Raw genomic sequence first — 18,096 nt, 5'->3', positions numbered from 1 at the left:
CATCAATTCCCCCCTGCACGGAGGCCGTTGTGGAACGCACGGGACCCCCCGCCCGCATGACCGGACTTCTGGCCGTCTTCTCGGCCGCCCTTCTGGCCGTCGGCGGCCTGGTCGCCACGGCGACCGGCGCCGTCGCGGCCGACGCCGATCTGGCGAGCAACGGCACCTTCGAGGCCGGCCTGACCGGCTGGAACTGTACGGGCGGCAGCGGAGCCGCCGTCAGCACGCCCGTACATGGCGGCATCTCGGCGCTGAAGGCGACCCCGGCCGGCAGCGACAACGCCAAGTGCTCCCAGACCGTGACGGTCAAGCCCGATTCCACGTACACGCTGAGCGCCTGGGTGCAGGGCAGTTACGTCTACCTGGGCGCGGACGGCACCGGCACGACGGACGCGTCCACCTGGACGCAGTCGGCCGGGGACTGGAAGCAGCTCACCACGACGTTCAAAACGGGTGCCTCGACCACCTCGGTCACCGTGTACACACACGGCTGGTACGGCACCCCCGCCTACTACGCCGATGACCTCACCCTCGTAGGCCCCGGCGGCGACCCGGTGGCGCTCCCCGCCGTCCCCGCGGGCCTCAGGGCCGGCACGCCCACCGCGTCCTCGGTCCCGCTGTCCTGGACCGCGGCCGCGGGCGCCACGGGCTACAACGTCTACCGGGGCGGTACCAAGGTCCTCTCCGCCACCGGCACCTCGGCGACCGTGACGGGCCTGACCGCCTCGACCGCGTACAGCTTCCAGGTCTCCGCCACCAACTCCGCGGGCGAGTCCGCGAAGTCGGCCGCGGTCTCCGCCACCACGGCCACCGGCAGCACCGGGGGAGGCGGCTCCGCGGACCTGCCGGCCCACGCACTCGTCGGCTATCTGCACGCCAGCTTCGCCAACGGCTCCGGCTACACCCGGATGGCGGACGTGCCCGACTCCTGGGACGTCATCGACCTCGCCTTCGGCGAGCCGACCTCCGTCACCTCCGGCGACATCCGCTTCTCGCTCTGCCCGGTCACCGAGTGCCCGAACGTCGAGTCCGCGGCCGAGTTCAAGGCGGCCATCAAGGCCAAGCAGGCGGCGGGAAAGAAGGTGCTGATCTCCATCGGCGGCCAGAACGGCCAGGTGCAGCTCGCCACCACCGCCGCCCGTGACACCTTCGTCTCCTCGGTCAGCAAGATCATCGACGAGTACGGCCTCGACGGCCTCGACATCGACTTCGAGGGCCACTCGCTCTCGCTGAACACCGGCGACACCGACTTCCGCAGCCCCACCACGCCGGTGATCGTGAACCTGATCTCCGCGGTGAAGACCCTCAAGGCCAAGTACGGCGAGAAGTTCGTCCTCACCATGGCCCCCGAGACCTTCTTCGTGCAGCTCGGCTACCAGTACTACGGCTCCGGACCGTGGGGCGGCCAGGACCCGCGCGCCGGTGCCTACCTGCCGGTGATCCACGCGCTGCGCGACGACCTCACCCTGCTGCACGTCCAGGACTACAACTCGGGTTCCATCATGGGTCTGGACAACCAGTACCACTCGATGGGCGGCGCCGACTTCCACATCGCGATGACCGACATGCTGCTGACCGGGTTCCCCGTCGCGGGCGACCAGACGAAGATCTTCCCCGGCCTCCGCCCCGACCAGGTCTCCATCGGCCTGCCGGCCTCCACCCAGGCGGGCAACGGGCACACCTCCCCGGCCGAGGTCACCAAGGCGCTGAACTGCCTGACGAAGAAGACCGACTGCGGCTCGTACGCCACGCACGGAACGTGGTCGGGTCTGCGCGGGCTGATGACGTGGTCCGTCAACTGGGACCGCTTCAACAACTGGGAGTTCTCGAAGAACTTCGACGCGTACTTCGGCGGCTGAGCAGCCACAGCGCCACCAGCATCACTCCGCACAGAAACCAGCTGCCGAGCACGTCCAGCGGCCAGTGGTAGCCGCGGAGCACCAGACCGATGCCCGTCGCCACCGTCATCAGGACGGCGGCGACGGGCATCATCCACGCGCGCCGCACATACGGGGCAAGCAGGAGAGCCGTGGCGCCGTACGCGACCGCTGCCGTCGCGGCATGGCCCGACGGGTAGTAGCCGGTGGCGTCGGTCAGCGGCCCCGGACGGGCGATCCAGTCCTTGAGCGGGACGACGAGCAGCGGCACCGCGATCATGGCCAGGGCGGCGGCGAGGGGAGCCCGGCGCTCCCCGCGGACCAGAGCAAGGACGATCGCGCAGCCGAGGACCGGGAGCGCGACCTGCATGTTGCCGAGATCGGCGAGGAATTCGGTGAACCGCTCCGGACCGTGCCCGACGAGAGCCCGGCCGGTGCGCTCGTCCAGCCCGCGCAGCGGGCCGTCGGCCGCGATCTGCCAGGTGGTGAGCGCGAACAGGGCCGACAGACCCGACACCACGGAGAGGAAGAGGGCCGTCCGGCCCGGAACAGGGGGGGTTGTTCCGGGCCGGACGGTGGGACCGGAATGCCGCGCGCCCCGGGGGGTGTGGGGCGGGCGGCCGTCCGATCGGTGAGGAGTTCCGGAGCCGGAGGCTCCAGTGGCGTGCGCGAAGGCACAACCAGGACGGCGCTGGGGGAGCCCCGACCCGGTATCGCCCGCAGTCCCCTGCGGGCGGGGTGTATCTCTCATCTGCGGAAACCGTACGTCAGGCGGTGGGGGACCGACAGCGGCAACGGTATCCCGCCATCGCCCCCGCACACGTTCTTCACAGGCCCTCACGCGGGCACCGGGCATCCCCGGAGAAAACGCCGTGCGCCGCCTCCGGGGACGGTGCGGGTCACGCGGATCAGGCCACGCGGACGGAACCGCCCGCGTCCGATCCGGACGGGACCACCCGTGTCGGACGGCCCGACGGGACCGCGCGGATCGGACGGCCTGATGGGACCGTCCGATGGTTCCGGACGCCGGGCGGACGGCAGAGGTCAGACCCCGGCGAACGCCTGCTCGATGACGTCCAGGCCCTCGTTGAGCAGGTCTTCGCCGATGATCAGCGGCGGCAGGAAGCGCAGGACGTTTCCGTACGTGCCGCAGGTGAGGACGAGAACGCCCGCGGCGTGGCAGGCCTTCGCCAGCGCGGCCGCCACCTCCGGGTTCGGGTCCTTGGTGCCCGCCTTCACCAGCTCGATCGCGATCATCGCGCCGCGGCCCCGGATGTCACCGATGAGGCCGCCGTTGGGCAGCTTCGACTGCATCTCGGCGAGCCGGCCCTTCATGACCTCCTCGATGCGCTTCGCCTTCCCGTTCAGGTCCAGCTCGCGCATCGTCTCGATGGCGCCGAGCGCCCCGGCGCAGGCGACCGGGTTACCGCCGTACGTGCCACCGAGGCCACCGGCGTGCGCCGCGTCCATGATCTCGGCGCGGCCGGTCACGGCGGAGAGCGGGAGGCCGCCCGCGATGCCCTTGGCGGTGGTGATCAGGTCCGGGACGATCCCCTCGTCCTCGCAGGCGAACCACTGACCGGTGCGGCAGAAGCCGGACTGGATCTCGTCGGCGACGAAGACGATGCCGTTGTCCTTGGCGAACTGCGCGATCGCCGGCAGGAAGCCCTTCGCCGGCTCGATGAAGCCGCCCTCGCCGAGGACCGGCTCGATGATGATTGCGGCGACGTTGTCCGCGCCGATCTGCTTGGTGATCTGGTCGATGGCCTGGGCGGAGGCCTCCGCGCCGGCGTTCTCGGCACCGGTCGGCCAACGGTAGCCGTACGCCACCGGTACGCGGTGGACCTCGGGCGCGAACGGGCCGAAGCCCTGCTTGTACGGCATGTTCTTCGCCGTCAGCGCCATCGTGAGGTTGGTCCGGCCGTGGTAGCCGTGGTCGAAGACGACGACTGCGGTGCGCTTGGTGTACGCGCGGGCGATCTTCACCGCGTTCTCGACGGCTTCGGCGCCCGAGTTGAACAGCGCGGACTTCTTCGCGTGGTCGCCCGGCGTCAGCTCGGCGAGCTGCTCACAGACCTCGACGTAGCCCTCGTAGGGCGTGACCATGAAACAGCTGTGGGTGAAGTCGGCCAACTGGGCGGAGGCGCGGCGCACGACGGCCTCGGCGGAGGCGCCGACGGACGTCACGGCGATGCCGGAACCGAAGTCGATCAGACGGTTCCCGTCCACGTCCTCGATGATTCCGCCGCCGGCCCGGGCAGTGAACACCGGCAGGGTGGAGCCCACCCCCGCGGCGACCGTCGCGAGCCGGCGGGCCTGCAGCTCCACGGACTTCGGGCCGGGAATGGCAGTGACGACGCGGCGCTCCTGCGGAATTGCGGTCATGCGGGGCTCCTGGGGGTGTTTCGGACGCTTCTCTCTCTGCAGGCTAGGGGTGGGGGCGGGGGTCCGGCATGCTCCGATCGGGAGTGATGGCCGGACCGCGTTGTCCGCCGCGGACATAGTGAGGGTCATTCGGCCGGAGCCGCGGCGCCCGGGGGTGCGGCTCAGGACAACCCTGGCGGACCGCGTCCGGCGAGGTGGCACGGGGCACTAGATTGATGACTTCGGGTGCGTGCGCCCGGAGTTACCGGTCGGCGCTGGTCAGGGGACGAGGGACAGCACATGGACACCGAGGGCACGTACGACTCACGCGGTACCCGCTCCGGCCATCCCGTGCCGCGCCCCGCGGGCCCGCCTCCGTCCGCACCCCCGCCCCGGCCGGGTTACGCACCGGCCTCGGGGCCCCCGCTCCGTGAGTGGCTGAGTACTCCGCGCGCGCCCGCCGAGCCGGGCCTGTGGCGCTTCGGCCACACGCCGCGCCCCGAGGAGGACCCGGACCGGGTGCCCGACCGTGCGCTCATCGGCGGGGCGGTGGTGGCGCTGCTCGCGGCCGTTCTCGTCTGGTCGCTGTGGCGCAATGGGTACATTCCGCACAGCAGGATTCTCCTTGAGCTGGTCACGCCGACCGACTGGTGGGGGCTCGAACGGCCCGAGGCGGCCCAGAACGCCATCTACATCTACAACAGTCTGGTCGCCTGTCTGGTGATCTACGGCTTCGGCCGACTGGGTAACTGGTACGAGGCCTTCCGCCGCTACGCGGTCGTCCCGACCCAGCCGGGCCGGGCCCTGCGCACCGCACTGGCCGGCGCCGTACTCGTCTGGGTCTTCGTGAAGTCCGACGATCTGCTGCCCTTCTTCTATCTGGTCCTCGGGCTGACGCCGCGTTCCTGGCTGTTCGGCGGCACCAACGAGCAGAACGCGGCGAGCCTGGAGAACTTCAGTACCGCCTACCACCTGGTGGGTGCCGCCCTGATCCTGCTCCCCATCGCCCGCGCGGGTGACTGGCTCACCTGCGTGCGGGAGGCGCTGAACGGCCGGAAGGAGGAGCCGGAGCCCGTGACGGCCGAGGCGGTCGTCGCCGACTGGCCCCAGCTCCGCGCCGCCGGCCAGACGGCGGCCGCGGACCGGCTGATGGCGGAGGAGCATGCCGGGCGCATGAACGACGTCGACTTCGTACGGATCCGGCGGGCCTGGAGCTCGGTGCGGGCCGATGCCTCGAAACTCGGCCGGTTCACCGACGCCGTGTCCGGCCACGGCGCGCGAGCCTGTCTGCACCCGTCCGGCGACCGGGACCTGCCGACCCGTTCCGCCACCCACGATCTGCTCACTTCGCAGGTACGTCTCGGCCGGTACGCGGAGATCGACCGCAACCCGGCCGCCCGCCGGGGCGCGGGTGCCGCCGTCGACCCTCGCTCCCTGGGGTCATCGCTGCTCGCGGTCGGTCCCTTCGGCTCGGGCAAGACCCGCCACGTGGTGCGGCCCGTGGTGGAATCCCTCGCCCTCCAGGCGCTCGCCGGGAAGGCGGCTGTGGTCGCGGTCTGCGCCGCGGGAACCCAGCTCGGCCCCGACAACGGTTTCGACGTGGTGGTCAAGCCGGGGGACCCCGCCTCGGTCCACGACTTCGACCTCTACGGCGGGACCGACAATCCCGACGAGGCGGCGGCCATGCTGGCCGAGGCTCTCGCCGGGGACCTGCCGGAGGTGGACGTACAACGTGCCGCGACCGCGCTCGCCCAGCTCATCGGGCCCTACCGTGCCGTCCACGGACGCTTTCCGGCCGTCCCGGTGCTGCGTGAGCTGCTCGACGGCTCGTCGGCCGAGGCTTCGGACCTCCGTGCCCGGCTGGACGCGGAAGCGCACCACTCGTACATCCGTGAGCTCGACGCCCGTACCCGGCAGTCGGGAGCGCCGGGTGACCCGGGACTGACTCTCGCCGACCGGATCGCGGTCCTGGACCGGCCGGCCTTCGCGGGGTTCTTCGACACGACGGGGGAGAGCCGGCCCTTCTCGCTCCGCACCCTGGAGCACCCCCTGCGGGTCCGCGTCGACCTGCCGGAGCGGGGCCACCCCGAGGCCTCGCACATCATCACCAGGCTGGTGCTCGCGCAGTTCACCTCGGGCGCGGCCGCCCGCAGGGACCGCTCGCTGTTCGCCTTCCTGGTCCTGGACGACGCGACCCACGCCGTCACGTCCGAGTCCGTACGGGCCGTACAGCGCCTGCGGAACTCCAACGCCGGAGTCCTGTTCACCCTGCGCGCACTCGGCGACGTGCCGGAGAATCTGCACACCGCGCTGCTCGGCTCGGTCGGCTGTCACATGACGTTCTCGGGGGTGACGACCTGGGACGGACAGCTCTTCGCGAAGGCATGGGGCACCGAATGGGTGGAGACCACCGAGGTCGCCAAGCACACGGTCTTCGCCGACCAGCCCCTGACCCGCGCCATGCACGCGTTGCGCAAACTGGCCACGGGCAAGGCCGTGACGACCGACGCGGTCACCGTGCGCAAGGTCGAACGTGAGCGCTGGTCGGCCTCCGATCTTGCGCATCGCGTGCCCAACGGCCACGCGGTGCTCTCCCTGACCACGGTCCGCGGCGAGCACGCACCGCCGCTCCTGGTGGACCTGCGCGACTGAACGAGCAGGGCACACCTGTCCGTCCTGGCAGAATCGGGGTGAGTCGTTCATACGCGGTGGCCAAGGCCGACGCGGATGGCGGCCGACGCCGACATGCGGAGTGGCCCATGCTGTGTCCGATGCCGTGCACGATGCTCCCCGCCCCCTCCCAAAGGTCCCCCGATCCCCATGCCCCCCACGCTCGCCTCGCTCGTCCAGCACTCGGCGCTCAAACTCACGGTGCGTGCGGGGGCGGACCGGCTCGACACACCGGTGCGCTGGGCGCATGCCAGTGAGCTGGCCGACCCCGTCCCCTACATGGAGGGCGGTGAGCTGCTGCTGGTCACCGCGACCAACCTGGACGCGGAGAACCCGGAGGCCATGCGGCGGTACGTGCGACGGCTCGCCGGAGCCGGCGTCGTCGGACTGGGCTTCGCCGTCGGCGTCACCTACGACGACGTACCGCAGCCCCTGGTCGACGCCGCCGAGGAAGCCGGGCTGCCCCTGCTGGAAGTGCCGCGCCGCACCCCGTTCCTCGCCATCGCCAAGGCCGTCTCCTCGGAGATCGCCGCCGATCAGTACCGGGCCGTCACCGCGGGCTTCGAGGCGCAGCGGGAACTCACCAGGGCGGCCCTGGCCGGCGACGGCCCCGCCGAGCTCCTCACCCGGCTCGCCGCGCACATCGACGGCTGGGCCGCGCTGTACGACGCCTCCGGGGCCGTCGTGGCCGCCGCCCCCGACTGGGCGGCCCGCCGCGCCGCCCGGCTCACCCCCGACGTGGAACGCCTGCGGGAGCGCCCGGCACCGGCCAGCGTCGTCGTGGGCGGGGCCGACGACCGCGTCGAGCTCCAGTCCCTGGGCACCGGCCGACGGGGCCGGGGCGCACTGGCCGTGGGCACCGGAGCCGCGCTCGGCACCGCGGAGCGCTACGCGGTGCACTCGGCGGTCGCCCTGCTCACCCTCACGACGGCCCGTTCCCGTTCCCTCCAAGGCGCCGAACAGCGGCTCGGCGCCGCCGTACTGCGTATGCTCCTGGCCGGTCAGCCCGACCACGCGCGCGGCGTCGCCGGGGATCTGTACGGCGGTCTGCTGGACGCGCCCTTCCGGCTGCTGATCGCCGAGGCCGCCGAAGCGTCGGCCACGACGCCGCTCACCGAGGCCATGGAGACCGCAGCCGCCCGCTCCGGGGAAACGCTGCTGATGGTGCCCGAGGGCGGACGCCTCGTCGTGCTGGCCGCCGACGGGGGTGCCGCGGTCGCCGCCTGCGCCGCCTACGCCGAGGCCCAGGAGGCCGCGCCCCCGCACGAACCGGCCGCGGAGGACGGTGAGGTGGTCGTCGGCCTCTCCGCCCCCGCGGGACCGATCGCCGTCTCGGCCGCGTACAAACAGGCCGAGCAGGCCCTCTCGGTCGCCCGTCGCCGAGGAAGAGCCCTGGTCGAGCACGAGGAACTGGCGGCCGGGTCCGTGCTGCCGCTGCTCGCGGACGACGCGGTCAGGGCCTTCGCCGACGGCATGCTCCGTGCCCTGTACGAGCACGACGCCAAGGGGCGGGGCGACCTCGTCGCCTCCCTGCGGGCCTGGCTCTCCCGCCACGGCCAGTGGGACGCGGCCGCCGCGGACCTGGGCGTCCACCGGCACACCTTGCGCTACCGCATGCGCCGGGTGGAAGAGATCCTGGGCCGTTCGCTGGACGACCCGGACGTACGGATGGAGCTGTGGCTGGCGCTCAAGGTCGCGAGCCCTCCCACGGCCTCGTAGGCAGGCCACCGCCGACCTGCCGGAGCTACCCGTAGCCCTGTGACGACCGCCGGTCCGCCGGAGCCCTCCCAGTGCCTCGTCGGTCACCGCCGGCCCGCCCTTCCGTCCGGTCTCGTCGGATCTCATCCGACAAACCGGCGCACCCCGGCCCGCCTGTGCTCCATGCCGGACAAACGCCAGGCGGGTGCGGCGGCTCTACGGTGGGGACGGAACACCCCACGACATCGAAGGGCCGGAACCTCCATGACCTCCACCCACGCCTTCTGGCTGGCCGGCCGCGAGGCCACCGGCGAGGAAAGCTTCGACGTCACCAACTCCTGGGACGGGCGCCTCGTCGGCACCGTCAGCGTGCCCACCGAGGCCCAGGTCGAGGAGGCGGTCGCCGCCGCACACGCCGTGCGCGACGAGTTCGCCGCGACCCCGGCCCACGTCCGGGCCGCCGCGCTCGACCACGTGGCACGGCGCCTGACGGAGCGCACCGAGGAGATCGCCCAGGTCATCTCCGCCGAGAACGGCAAGCCCATCAAATGGGCACGCGGCGAGGTCGGCCGTGCCGTCTCCGTCTTCCGCTTCGCCTCCGAGGAGGCCCGCCGTTTCAACAGCGGCGACGCCCAGCGTCTGGACACCGACGCCGGCGGCACCGGCCGTCTCGGCCTGACCCGCCGCTTCCCGCGCGGCACGGTCCTCGGCATCGCCCCCTTCAACTTCCCGCTGAACCTGAGCGCCCACAAGGTCGCCCCGGCCATCGCGGTCGGCGCCCCGATCATCCTGAAGCCCGCCCCGGCCACCCCGATCTCCTCGCTGATCCTGGGCGAGCTGCTGGCCGAGACCGACCTGCCGGCCGGCTCCTGGTCCGTGCTGACGGTCCCCAACGACCGCATGCCCGCGCTCGTCCAGGACGAGCGCCTGCCCGTGATCTCGTTCACCGGGTCCGCCCCGGTCGGCTACTCGATCATGGACTCGGTGCCGCGCAAGCACTGCACCCTGGAGCTCGGCGGCAACGGCGCCGCGGTCGTCCTCGGCGACTACGCGTCCGAGGCGGACCTGGACTGGGCCGCGACCCGTATCGCGACCTTCTCCAACTACCAGGGCGGCCAGTCCTGCATCTCGGTGCAGCGCGTGATCGCGGACGCCGCTGTCTACGACCGGCTCGTGCCGAAGATCGTCGCGGCCGTCGAGGCCCAGGTCACCGGTGACCCGTCCGACGCCGCCACCGACGTCGGCCCGCTCGTCGACGAGAAGGCCGCCCGGCGCGTCGAGTCCTGGGTCGACGAGGCCGTGCAGGCCGGCGCCCGGCTGCTGGCCGGCGGCAAGCGCGACGGGGCGACGTACGCGCCGACCGTCCTCGCCGAGCTTCCCGACGGCGTCACCCTCTCCCACGAGGAGGTCTTCGGACCGGTCCTGTCGGTGCAGAAGGTGGACGGCGAGGCCGAGGCGTTCGCCTCCGTCAACTCCTCCCAGTACGGCCTCCAGGCGGGTGTGTTCACCCACGACCTGCAGACCGCGTTCCGCGCCCACCGCGCGCTGGAGGTCGGCGGCGTGATCATCGGCGACGTCCCCTCGTACCGTGCGGACCAGATGCCGTACGGCGGTGCCAAGCAGTCCGGCGTCGGGCGCGAGGGCGTCCGTTACGCGATGGACGACTACACCTACGAGCGCGTCCTGGTCTTGACCGGCCTCGCCCTGTAGGTCCTGCCGCCGTATCTCCGCCCGGACAGCGAGACGACAGGCGGCAGGTGAACGGCCCGAACCCCCTGCGCGGGGTTCGGGCCGTTTCCGTTGGCAGGCGCGCGGCCGGCCGGTCCCGGAGCGGTTCCCCGTTCCGTGTCCTGCCCCAGGACACCGGCCGGTCACCACGCCGTGCCCAGGACGCCCGGTCGGCCGTCCCGCACGTCCCGGCGGGCAGTGGAGTGGAGGCCGACCCGATCGGCGTCCGGAGGGTGGTGACCGGTTCAGGAATCGGGTACATACGGACGAGTAGAGACCGATGGGCGCGTACGCACGGCCCGGCCGCCCGTACGGCCCGTCGGAACCACCCACCCGACGACGCGGCGAGGTGAGCTCCTCATGTCCGCACCATCCGCACAACGTCCGTCCGCACCCCCGCATCCGCCCAAGGTCACCGAACGCGAAGCGCGACAGGTGGCCGAGGACGCACGCGAGCAGGACTGGCGCAAACCCAGTTTCGCCAAGGAACTCTTCCTCGGCCGTTTCCGGCTCGACCTCATCCATCCGCATCCGCTGCCCGCCGCCGAGGACACCCGGCGCGGCGAGGAATTCCTGGCCCGGCTGCGCGAGTTCTGCGAGACCCGGATCGACGGCGCCCTGATCGAGCGCGAGGCGAGGATCCCCGACGAGGTGGTCAACGGCCTCAAGGAGCTCGGCGCGCTGGGTATGAAGATCGATACGAAGTACGGCGGGCTCGGGCTGACGCAGGTCTACTACAACAAGGCCCTCGCCCTGGTCGGCTCCGCCAGCCCCGCGATCGGCGCCCTGCTCTCCGCCCACCAGTCCATCGGGGTGCCGCAGCCGCTGAAGATCTTCGGCAGCCAGGAGCAGAAGGACACCTTCCTGCCCCGGCTGGCCCGTACCGACATCTCGGCGTTTCTCCTCACCGAACCGGACGTGGGTTCCGATCCGGCGCGGCTCGCCACCACTGCCGTCCGGGACGGGGACGACTACCTCCTGGACGGCGTGAAGCTGTGGACGACCAACGGGGTCGTGGCGGATCTGCTGGTCGTGATGGCGCGCGTACCGAAGTCGGAGGGGCACAAGGGCGGCATCACGGCCTTCGTGGTCGAGGCCGACGCCCCCGGCATCACCGTGGAACACCGCAACGCCTTCATGGGGCTGCGCGGTCTGGAGAACGGGGTCACCCGCTTCCACCGGGTGCGCGTCCCCGCCGCCAACCGCATCGGGCCGGAGGGCGCGGGGCTCAGGATCGCGCTGACCACCCTCAACACCGGCCGGCTCTCGCTGCCGGCGATGTGCGTCGGATCCGGCAAGTGGTGCCTGAAGATCGCCCGCGAATGGTCGGCGGTCCGTGAGCAGTGGGGCCGCCCCGTGGCCCGGCACGAAGCCGTCGGCGCGAAGATCTCCTTCATCGCGGCGACCACCTTCGCTCTCGAGGCCGTGGTCGACCTCTCCTCGCAGATGGCGGACGAGGACCGCAACGACATCCGGATCGAGGCCGCGCTCGCCAAGCTGTACGGCTCCGAGATGGGCTGCCTGATGGCCGACGAGCTCGTCCAGATCCGCGGCGGCCGGGGCTTCGAGACCGCGGAATCCCTCGCCGCTCGCGGCGAACGGGCCGTCCCCGCCGAGCAGATGCTCCGTGACATGCGGATCAACCGGATCTTCGAGGGCTCGACGGAGATCATGCACCTGCTGATCGCCCGCGAGGCCGTGGACGCCCACCTCAAGGTCGCGGGCGACATCATCGACCCCGACAAACCGCTCTCCGCCAAGGCCAGGGCGGGCGCGAACGCCGCCGGGTTCTACGCGAAGTGGCTGCCGAAGCTCGTCGCGGGACCGGGACAGCTCCCGCGCACCTACGGGGACTTCCACCCGGCCGGCCACGCCGACCTGTCCACGCACCTGCGTCACGTCGAACGGGCCTCCCGCAAACTGGCCCGCTCCACCTTCTACGCCATGTCCCGCTGGCAGGGCCGGATGGAGACCAAACAGGGCTTCCTCGGCAGGATCGTCGACATCGGCGCGGAACTCTTCGCCATGAGCGCCGCCTGCGTCCGGGCCGAACTCCTGCGATCCCAGGGCGACCACGGCCGCGAGGCCTACCAGCTCGCCGACACCTTCTGCCGCCAGTCCCGCATCCGGGTCGAGGAGCTCTTCACCCGTCTCTGGTCCAACACCGACGACCTCGACCGGCGGGTGGTCGACGGCGTCCTGTCGGGCACGTACACCTGGCTGGAGGAGGGCGTCATCGACCCGAGCGGCGACGGCCCGTGGATCGCCGACGCGACTCCGGGCCCCTCGGCCCGGGAGAACGTCCACCGGCAGGTCCGCTGAGTTCCGGACACCGGACCGGCGGGGGCGCCCACCCGATGGACGCCGTGCGCGTGGCACGGCAGGATGGGCGCCCGTGACCGTCATCCATGTCCCCGGCTCCAAGTCCGTCACCGCGCGCGCCCTCTTCCTGGCCGCCGCCGCGAACGGCACCAGCACCCTCGTACGTCCGCTTCACTCGGACGACACCGAGGGGTTCGCGGAAGGGCTCACCGCCCTCGGCTACGAGGTGAAGCGGGAGGACGAGGCCTGGCACCTCACGGGCCGCCCCACCGGGCCCGGCGTCACCGACGCCGATGTCTACTGCCGGGACGGCGCGACCACCGCCCGGTTCCTGCCGACCCTCGTGGCGGCCGGCACCCGGGGCAGCTTCCGCTTCGACGCCTCCGCCCAGATGCGCCGCCGCCCCCTCGCCCCGCTCACCGAGGCGCTGCGCACGCTCGGCGTCGACCTCCGCCACGAGGGAGCCGAGGGCCACCACCCGCTGCGCATCGAGGCCGCCGGCATCAAGGGCGGCGAACTGACCCTGGACGCCGGGCAGTCCAGCCAGTACCTCACCGCGCTGCTGATGCTCGGGCCGCTGACCTCGGAAGGGCTCACGATCACCGTGACCGACCTGGTGTCGGCGCCGTACATCGAGATCACCCTGGCGATGATGCGCAGCTTCGGCGTCGAGGTCACCCGCGGCGGCCCCGGAAACGCGGTCTTCACGGTGCCGCCCGGCGGCTACCGGGCCACCACCTACGGCATCGAGCCCGACGCCTCCACCGCCAGCTACTTCTTCGCGGCGGCGGCCGTCACGGGCGGCGAGGTCACCGTTCCCGGCCTCGGGAAGGGCGCACTCCAGGGGGATCTGCAGTTCGTCGACGTCCTGCGCAGGATGGGCGCGGAGGTGAACATGACGGCCGACGCCACGACGGTCCGCTCCCACGGCGGTCTCGCCGGCATCACGGTCAACATGCGCGACATCTCCGACACCATGCCGACGCTGGCCGGCATCGCCCCGTTCGCCTCGGGACCGGTCCGCATCGAAGACGTCGGCAACACCCGGGTGAAGGAGTGCGACCGGCTGGAGGCCTGCGCCGAGAACCTTCGGCGGATGGGCATCACGGTCGACACCGGCCCGGACTGGATCGAGATCCGGCCGGGCACACCCCGGCCCACGGAGATCGCCACCCACGGCGACCACCGCATCGTCATGTCGTTCGCCGTCACCGGCCTGCGGACACCGGGCATCACGTACGACGACCCCGGCTGCGTCCGCAAGACGTTCCCGCGGTTCCACGAGGCCTTCGCCGAGTTCGCGCAGCGCCTGGTCGGATAGCGGAGCGGGCCGGCCGATCGCCCAGCACGGTCCGAACGAGAGGTACTAGGCTCCGCGCCATGATGTCCGCCGCCGATGTGCTGTCCGTTCTGTCCGTGCTGCGCGAGGCCGGTGCGGAGGTCGTGATCGCCGGTGGCTGGGGAGTCGACGCCCTGCTCGGCGAGGAGACCCGCAGTCACAAGGACCTCGATCTGCTGCACCGCCACGAACAGGAGACCGCTCTCGTCGCAGCCCTGGCGGCGGCCGGCTACGCGGAGGCACTCGACTGGCGCCCCGCACGGTTCGTCCTCAGCCACCCCTCCGGACTCGACATCGACCTGCACCCCCTGCGGTTCGCTCCGGACGGTTCAGCGACGCAGTCCTCGCTCGACCCGGCGGAGCCGTTCCACTACCCGGCGGAGTGCTTTGTCACCGGCACCATCGGCGGCACGCGGGTGCGCTGCATCTCGGCGCTGCGGCAGGCCGAGTTCCACCAGGGGTACGAGCCGGGCGCAGCCGATCTGCACGACATGGCGCAACTCCGCCGGAAGTTCGGCGTGACCACGCACTTCTGAGCCGGGGAGCCGCCCCGGCGCCGCCTTCGGCCCGGTGCCGGTGCGGCACCATCGGGCGTCGGCCGGGAGTGCGACGAAGCAACACGGCAATCAGGGAATCGGGAATGGGGACGGGCATGGACGGGGCGAGGAACCCGCGGAAGCGGTGGCGCGGTTGGGCGGGCATCGGGATCGTGGCCACGATGGCCCTGGGCGCAACGGCCTGCGGCGACGAGGACGAAGCGGGTGCTTCCGGCAGCTCGGCAGGCGCGGGCAGGGACGGCAAGGCCTCGGCCGCGCCGTCCGCGCCCGCGGCCCCCGACAAGGCGCGGCTGACAGCCGCGTCCTTCACGGACGGCGAGAAGGTCGGCACGTACACGGCGTCCGAGTACGTCCTCGACGGCCCGCTCAGTGACGTGTACACCGCCGCCCCGGCGGGCTGTCAGCCGCTCGTCAGCCTCGCCGGAGAGGTCAGCGACCCGGCCCCGGCCGTCCAGGTCCAGCGCAAGGTCGACGTCCCGGAGGAGCTGCTCGGTCTCACCGTCGACGTCACCCTGCGCGGCTACGCGAACGGTGGCGCGGCCACCGTCATGAAGGCGCTCGGCAGGGCCGGCCAGGACTGTGCGGGCGGATTCACCGAGGAGCGGGCCGTAGCGGCCGCGAAGTATCTGAAGGTCGAACCCGCCGAGCCCCCCGCCTTCGCCGCCGAGGCCGACGAGTCGAAGGCGTACCGCTTCACCATCCTCGACGTGAAGGGCAAGGAGAAGCTGTACGAGTACCTCACCGTCGTCCGCTCCGGCTCCACGACCCTCGCCTTCCGGGCGGAGATCACCTCGGCCAAGGACATCGGCGGAGTGCCTCCCGAGGTCATGGCCGCCCAGTGGGCCAAGTTCCGTGCGGCGAAGGGCTGAGACCGGTATGAGTGAGCAGTCACGACGCGGCGCGGGGGACGCCCTGTCCTCACCCACAGCCGAAGCGGCAACAATGGGGGGCATGAGCGACAGCCCCGCCCCCCTCGCCGACCCGCACCTCGTCTTCGACGCCGTGGAAGGCCGCCGGGATCTCGTCATCCTCGGCTCCACCGGGTCCATCGGCACCCAGGCCATCGACCTGGTGCTGCGCAACCCCGACCGCTTCCGTGTCACCGCGCTCTCCGCGGCGGGCGGCCGGGTCGCCCTCCTCGCCGAGCAGGCCCGCCGGCTGGGGGTGCGCACGGTCGCCGTCGCCTCCCCCGACGCGGTGCCCGCCCTGCGCGAGGCGCTGGCCAAGGAGTACGGAGCGGGGGAAACGCCCCCCGAGATCCTTGCCGGACCCGACGCCGCGACGGAGCTGGCCGGCAGCGAGTGCCACACCGTGCTGAACGGGATCACCGGCTCGATCGGCCTCGCCCCCACCCTTGCCGCGCTGAAGGCGGGCCGCACCCTCGCGCTCGCCAACAAGGAGTCGCTGATCGTCGGCGGCCCGCTGGTCAAGGCGCTCGCCGCGCCCGGCCAGATCATCCCGGTCGACTCCGAGCACGCCGCGCTCTTCCAGGCGCTCGCGGCCGGCACGCGCGCCGATGTGCGCAAGCTGGTCGTGACCGCCTCCGGCGGCCCGTTCCGCGGACGCACCAGGAGTCAGCTCGCGGACGTCACGCGGGAACAGGCACTCGACCACCCGACCTGGGCGATGGGCCCGGTCATCACGGTCAACTCGGCCACCCTGGTCAACAAGGGTCTTGAGGTCATCGAGGCGCACCTCCTCTACGACATCCCCTTCGACCGGATCGAGGTCGTGGTCCACCCCCAGTCGTACGTCCACTCCATGGTGGAGTTCACCGACGGCTCCACCCTTGCCCAGGCCACCCCGCCCGACATGCGCGGACCGATCGCCATCGGCCTCGGCTGGCCGCAGCGCGTCCCCGACGCGGCGCCCGCCTTCGACTGGACGAAGGCCTCCACCTGGGAGTTCCACCCGCTCGACACCGAGGCCTTCCCGTCCGTCGGACTCGCGCGGCACGTGGGCACGCTGGGCGGTACCGCACCCGCGGTGTTCAACGCGGCGAACGAGGAGTGCGTGGACGCGTTCCTGGCCGGGCGGCTCGCCTTCAACGGCATCATGGACACCGTCACCGCGGTGGTGGAGGAACACGGAACGCCCGCTGCGGGAACTGCCCTCACCGTCGCGGACGTCCTTGAAGCGGAGACCTGGGCACGGACCCGGGCCCGGGAACTCTCGGCCAAGGCCACCGCGGAGGCGCGCGCATGAGCATGACGACGATCCTGCTGACCATTCTCGGCATCGCGGTCTTCGCCTTCGGCCTGCTCTTCTCCATCGCCTGGCACGAGCTGGGCCATCTGTCGACCGCGAAACTCTTCGGCATCCGCGTCCCCCAGTACATGGTCGGCTTCGGGCCGACCATCTGGTCGCGGAAGAAGGGCGACACGGAGTACGGGATCAAGGCCATCCCGGCAGGCGGCTACATCCGCATGATCGGGATGTTCCCGCCAGGACCGGACGGACGGCTGGAGGCACGCTCCACCTCGCCCTGGCGCGGCATGATCGAGGACGCCAGATCCGCCGCGTTCGAGGAGCTGGAACCGGGCGACGAGAAGCGCCTCTTCTACACGCGCAAGCCGTGGAAGCGCGTGATCGTCATGTTCGCCGGCCCCTTCATGAACCTGGTCCTGGCCGTGGCGATCTTTCTCGGCGTGGCCATGACCTTCGGATTCCAGACACAGACGACCGATGTCGCCGGTGTCCAGAAGTGCGTGATCTCCCAGAGCGAGAAGCGGGAGACCTGCGAGAAGTCCGACCCGGTCTCGCCGGCGCAGGCCGCCGGCCTGAAGGTGGGCGACAAGATCGTCGCCTTCAACGGCCAGAAGATCGACGAGTGGTCCGTACTCTCCGACAAGATCCGCGACACGATCGGCCCGGCCACCATCACGGTCCGGCGCGACGGCCAGGAGAAGACCCTGCACGCCGTGCTCCAGAAGAACGCGGTGGCGAAGAAGGACTCCGAGGGCGAGGTGATCCCGGGGAAGTTCGTCTCCGCCGGCTACCTCGGTTTCGCGGCGGAGACGAAGATCATCCCGCTCTCCTTCGGTGACTCCGTGGTCCGCATGGGCGACATGATCGAGAACGGCGTCGATTCGATCATCGCCCTGCCGTCCAAGATCCCCGCTCTCTGGGACGCGGCCTTCAGCGACGGCGAGCGCGCGGCCGACTCCCCGGTGGGCGTCGTCGGCGCGGCCAGGATCGGCGGCGAGGTGATGACGCTGGACGTACCGGCGCAGAACCAGGTCGCGATGATGCTGTTCCTGCTGGCCGGCTTCAACCTCTCGCTGTTCCTCTTCAACATGCTGCCCCTGCTGCCGCTCGACGGCGGCCACATCGCGGGGGCGCTGTGGGAGGCCCTGCGCCGGAACGCGGCGCGCCTCTTCAAGCGCCCCGACCCCGGCCCGTTCGATGTCGCCAAGCTGATGCCGGTCGCCTACGTGGTCGCCGGGGTCTTCATCTGCTTCACCCTGCTCGTCCTGGTCGCCGACGTCGTCAACCCGGTCAAGATCTCCTGACCGGCCCGCCCGGGGGTCATGCGTACCCC

Annotated in this window: 12 protein-coding genes; 10 read left to right on the top strand and 2 right to left on the bottom strand. The window is 71.6% G+C overall.

What is annotated here, in order from left to right:
* Positions 1–29 precede the first annotated feature (29 nt).
* Positions 30–1,859: a chitinase gene (locus tag ACZ4LX_RS10465; RefSeq protein WP_467640724.1), complete on the top strand. Its 1,830-nt coding sequence runs from the start codon at positions 30–32 to the stop codon at positions 1,857–1,859.
* On the opposite strand, the gene ACZ4LX_RS10460 is transcribed toward ACZ4LX_RS10465, so the two are convergent.
* Entirely contained in the window at positions 1,810–2,628 is an 819-nt protein-coding gene (locus tag ACZ4LX_RS10460) for a phosphatase PAP2 family protein (RefSeq protein ID WP_467640722.1), read from the bottom strand. The genes ACZ4LX_RS10465 and ACZ4LX_RS10460 overlap by 50 nt on opposite strands.
* A gap of 293 nt (positions 2,629–2,921) precedes the next feature.
* A complete protein-coding gene (gene gabT / locus ACZ4LX_RS10455; protein WP_467640719.1) occupies positions 2,922–4,262 on the bottom strand; it encodes a 4-aminobutyrate--2-oxoglutarate transaminase in 1,341 nt (446 codons plus the stop codon).
* Positions 4,263–4,541: 279 nt separating this feature from the next.
* Between gabT and ACZ4LX_RS10450 the strand changes: the two genes are divergently transcribed.
* The 9 genes from ACZ4LX_RS10450 (at position 4,542) to ACZ4LX_RS10410 (ending at position 18,067) form a co-directional block, all read left to right on the top strand.
* A complete protein-coding gene (locus ACZ4LX_RS10450) occupies positions 4,542–6,893 on the top strand; it encodes an ATP/GTP-binding protein (protein WP_467640716.1) in 2,352 nt (783 codons plus the stop codon).
* Positions 6,894–7,061: 168 nt separating this feature from the next.
* Positions 7,062–8,630 (top strand): PucR family transcriptional regulator, encoded by a 1,569-nt coding sequence (locus ACZ4LX_RS10445; RefSeq protein WP_467640714.1) that lies wholly within the window; start codon positions 7,062–7,064, stop codon positions 8,628–8,630.
* Between the two features lie 243 nt (positions 8,631–8,873).
* Positions 8,874–10,319: an aldehyde dehydrogenase family protein gene (locus tag ACZ4LX_RS10440; protein ID WP_467640711.1), complete on the top strand. Its 1,446-nt coding sequence runs from the start codon at positions 8,874–8,876 to the stop codon at positions 10,317–10,319.
* 378 nt (positions 10,320–10,697) lie between these two features.
* Positions 10,698–12,659, top strand: a complete 1,962-nt coding sequence (locus ACZ4LX_RS10435) for an acyl-CoA dehydrogenase family protein (protein WP_467640708.1) — start codon at positions 10,698–10,700, stop codon at positions 12,657–12,659.
* A 73-nt stretch (positions 12,660–12,732) separates the two neighbouring features.
* On the top strand, positions 12,733–13,980 hold the full coding sequence (gene aroA / locus ACZ4LX_RS10430; protein ID WP_467640705.1) for a 3-phosphoshikimate 1-carboxyvinyltransferase: 1,248 nt from the start codon (positions 12,733–12,735) through the stop codon (positions 13,978–13,980).
* Positions 13,981–14,039: 59 nt separating this feature from the next.
* Positions 14,040–14,534, top strand: a complete 495-nt coding sequence (locus tag ACZ4LX_RS10425) for a nucleotidyltransferase domain-containing protein (protein WP_467640702.1) — start codon at positions 14,040–14,042, stop codon at positions 14,532–14,534.
* A 182-nt stretch (positions 14,535–14,716) separates the two neighbouring features.
* A complete protein-coding gene (locus ACZ4LX_RS10420) occupies positions 14,717–15,424 on the top strand; it encodes a hypothetical protein (protein ID WP_467640699.1) in 708 nt (235 codons plus the stop codon).
* Between the two features lie 82 nt (positions 15,425–15,506).
* Positions 15,507–16,760, top strand: a complete 1,254-nt coding sequence (gene dxr / locus ACZ4LX_RS10415) for a 1-deoxy-D-xylulose-5-phosphate reductoisomerase (RefSeq protein ID WP_467640696.1) — start codon at positions 15,507–15,509, stop codon at positions 16,758–16,760.
* Entirely contained in the window at positions 16,757–18,067 is a 1,311-nt protein-coding gene (locus ACZ4LX_RS10410; RefSeq protein WP_467640693.1) for a M50 family metallopeptidase, read from the top strand. The genes dxr and ACZ4LX_RS10410 overlap by 4 nt, the downstream gene beginning before the upstream one ends.
* Positions 18,068–18,096 lie beyond the last annotated feature (29 nt).

This window comes from Streptomyces sp. NPDC026062 (assembly GCF_055568375.1).
Note: the sequence above shows the minus strand (reverse complement) of the source record. Positions and strands in the feature narration are given on the sequence as shown.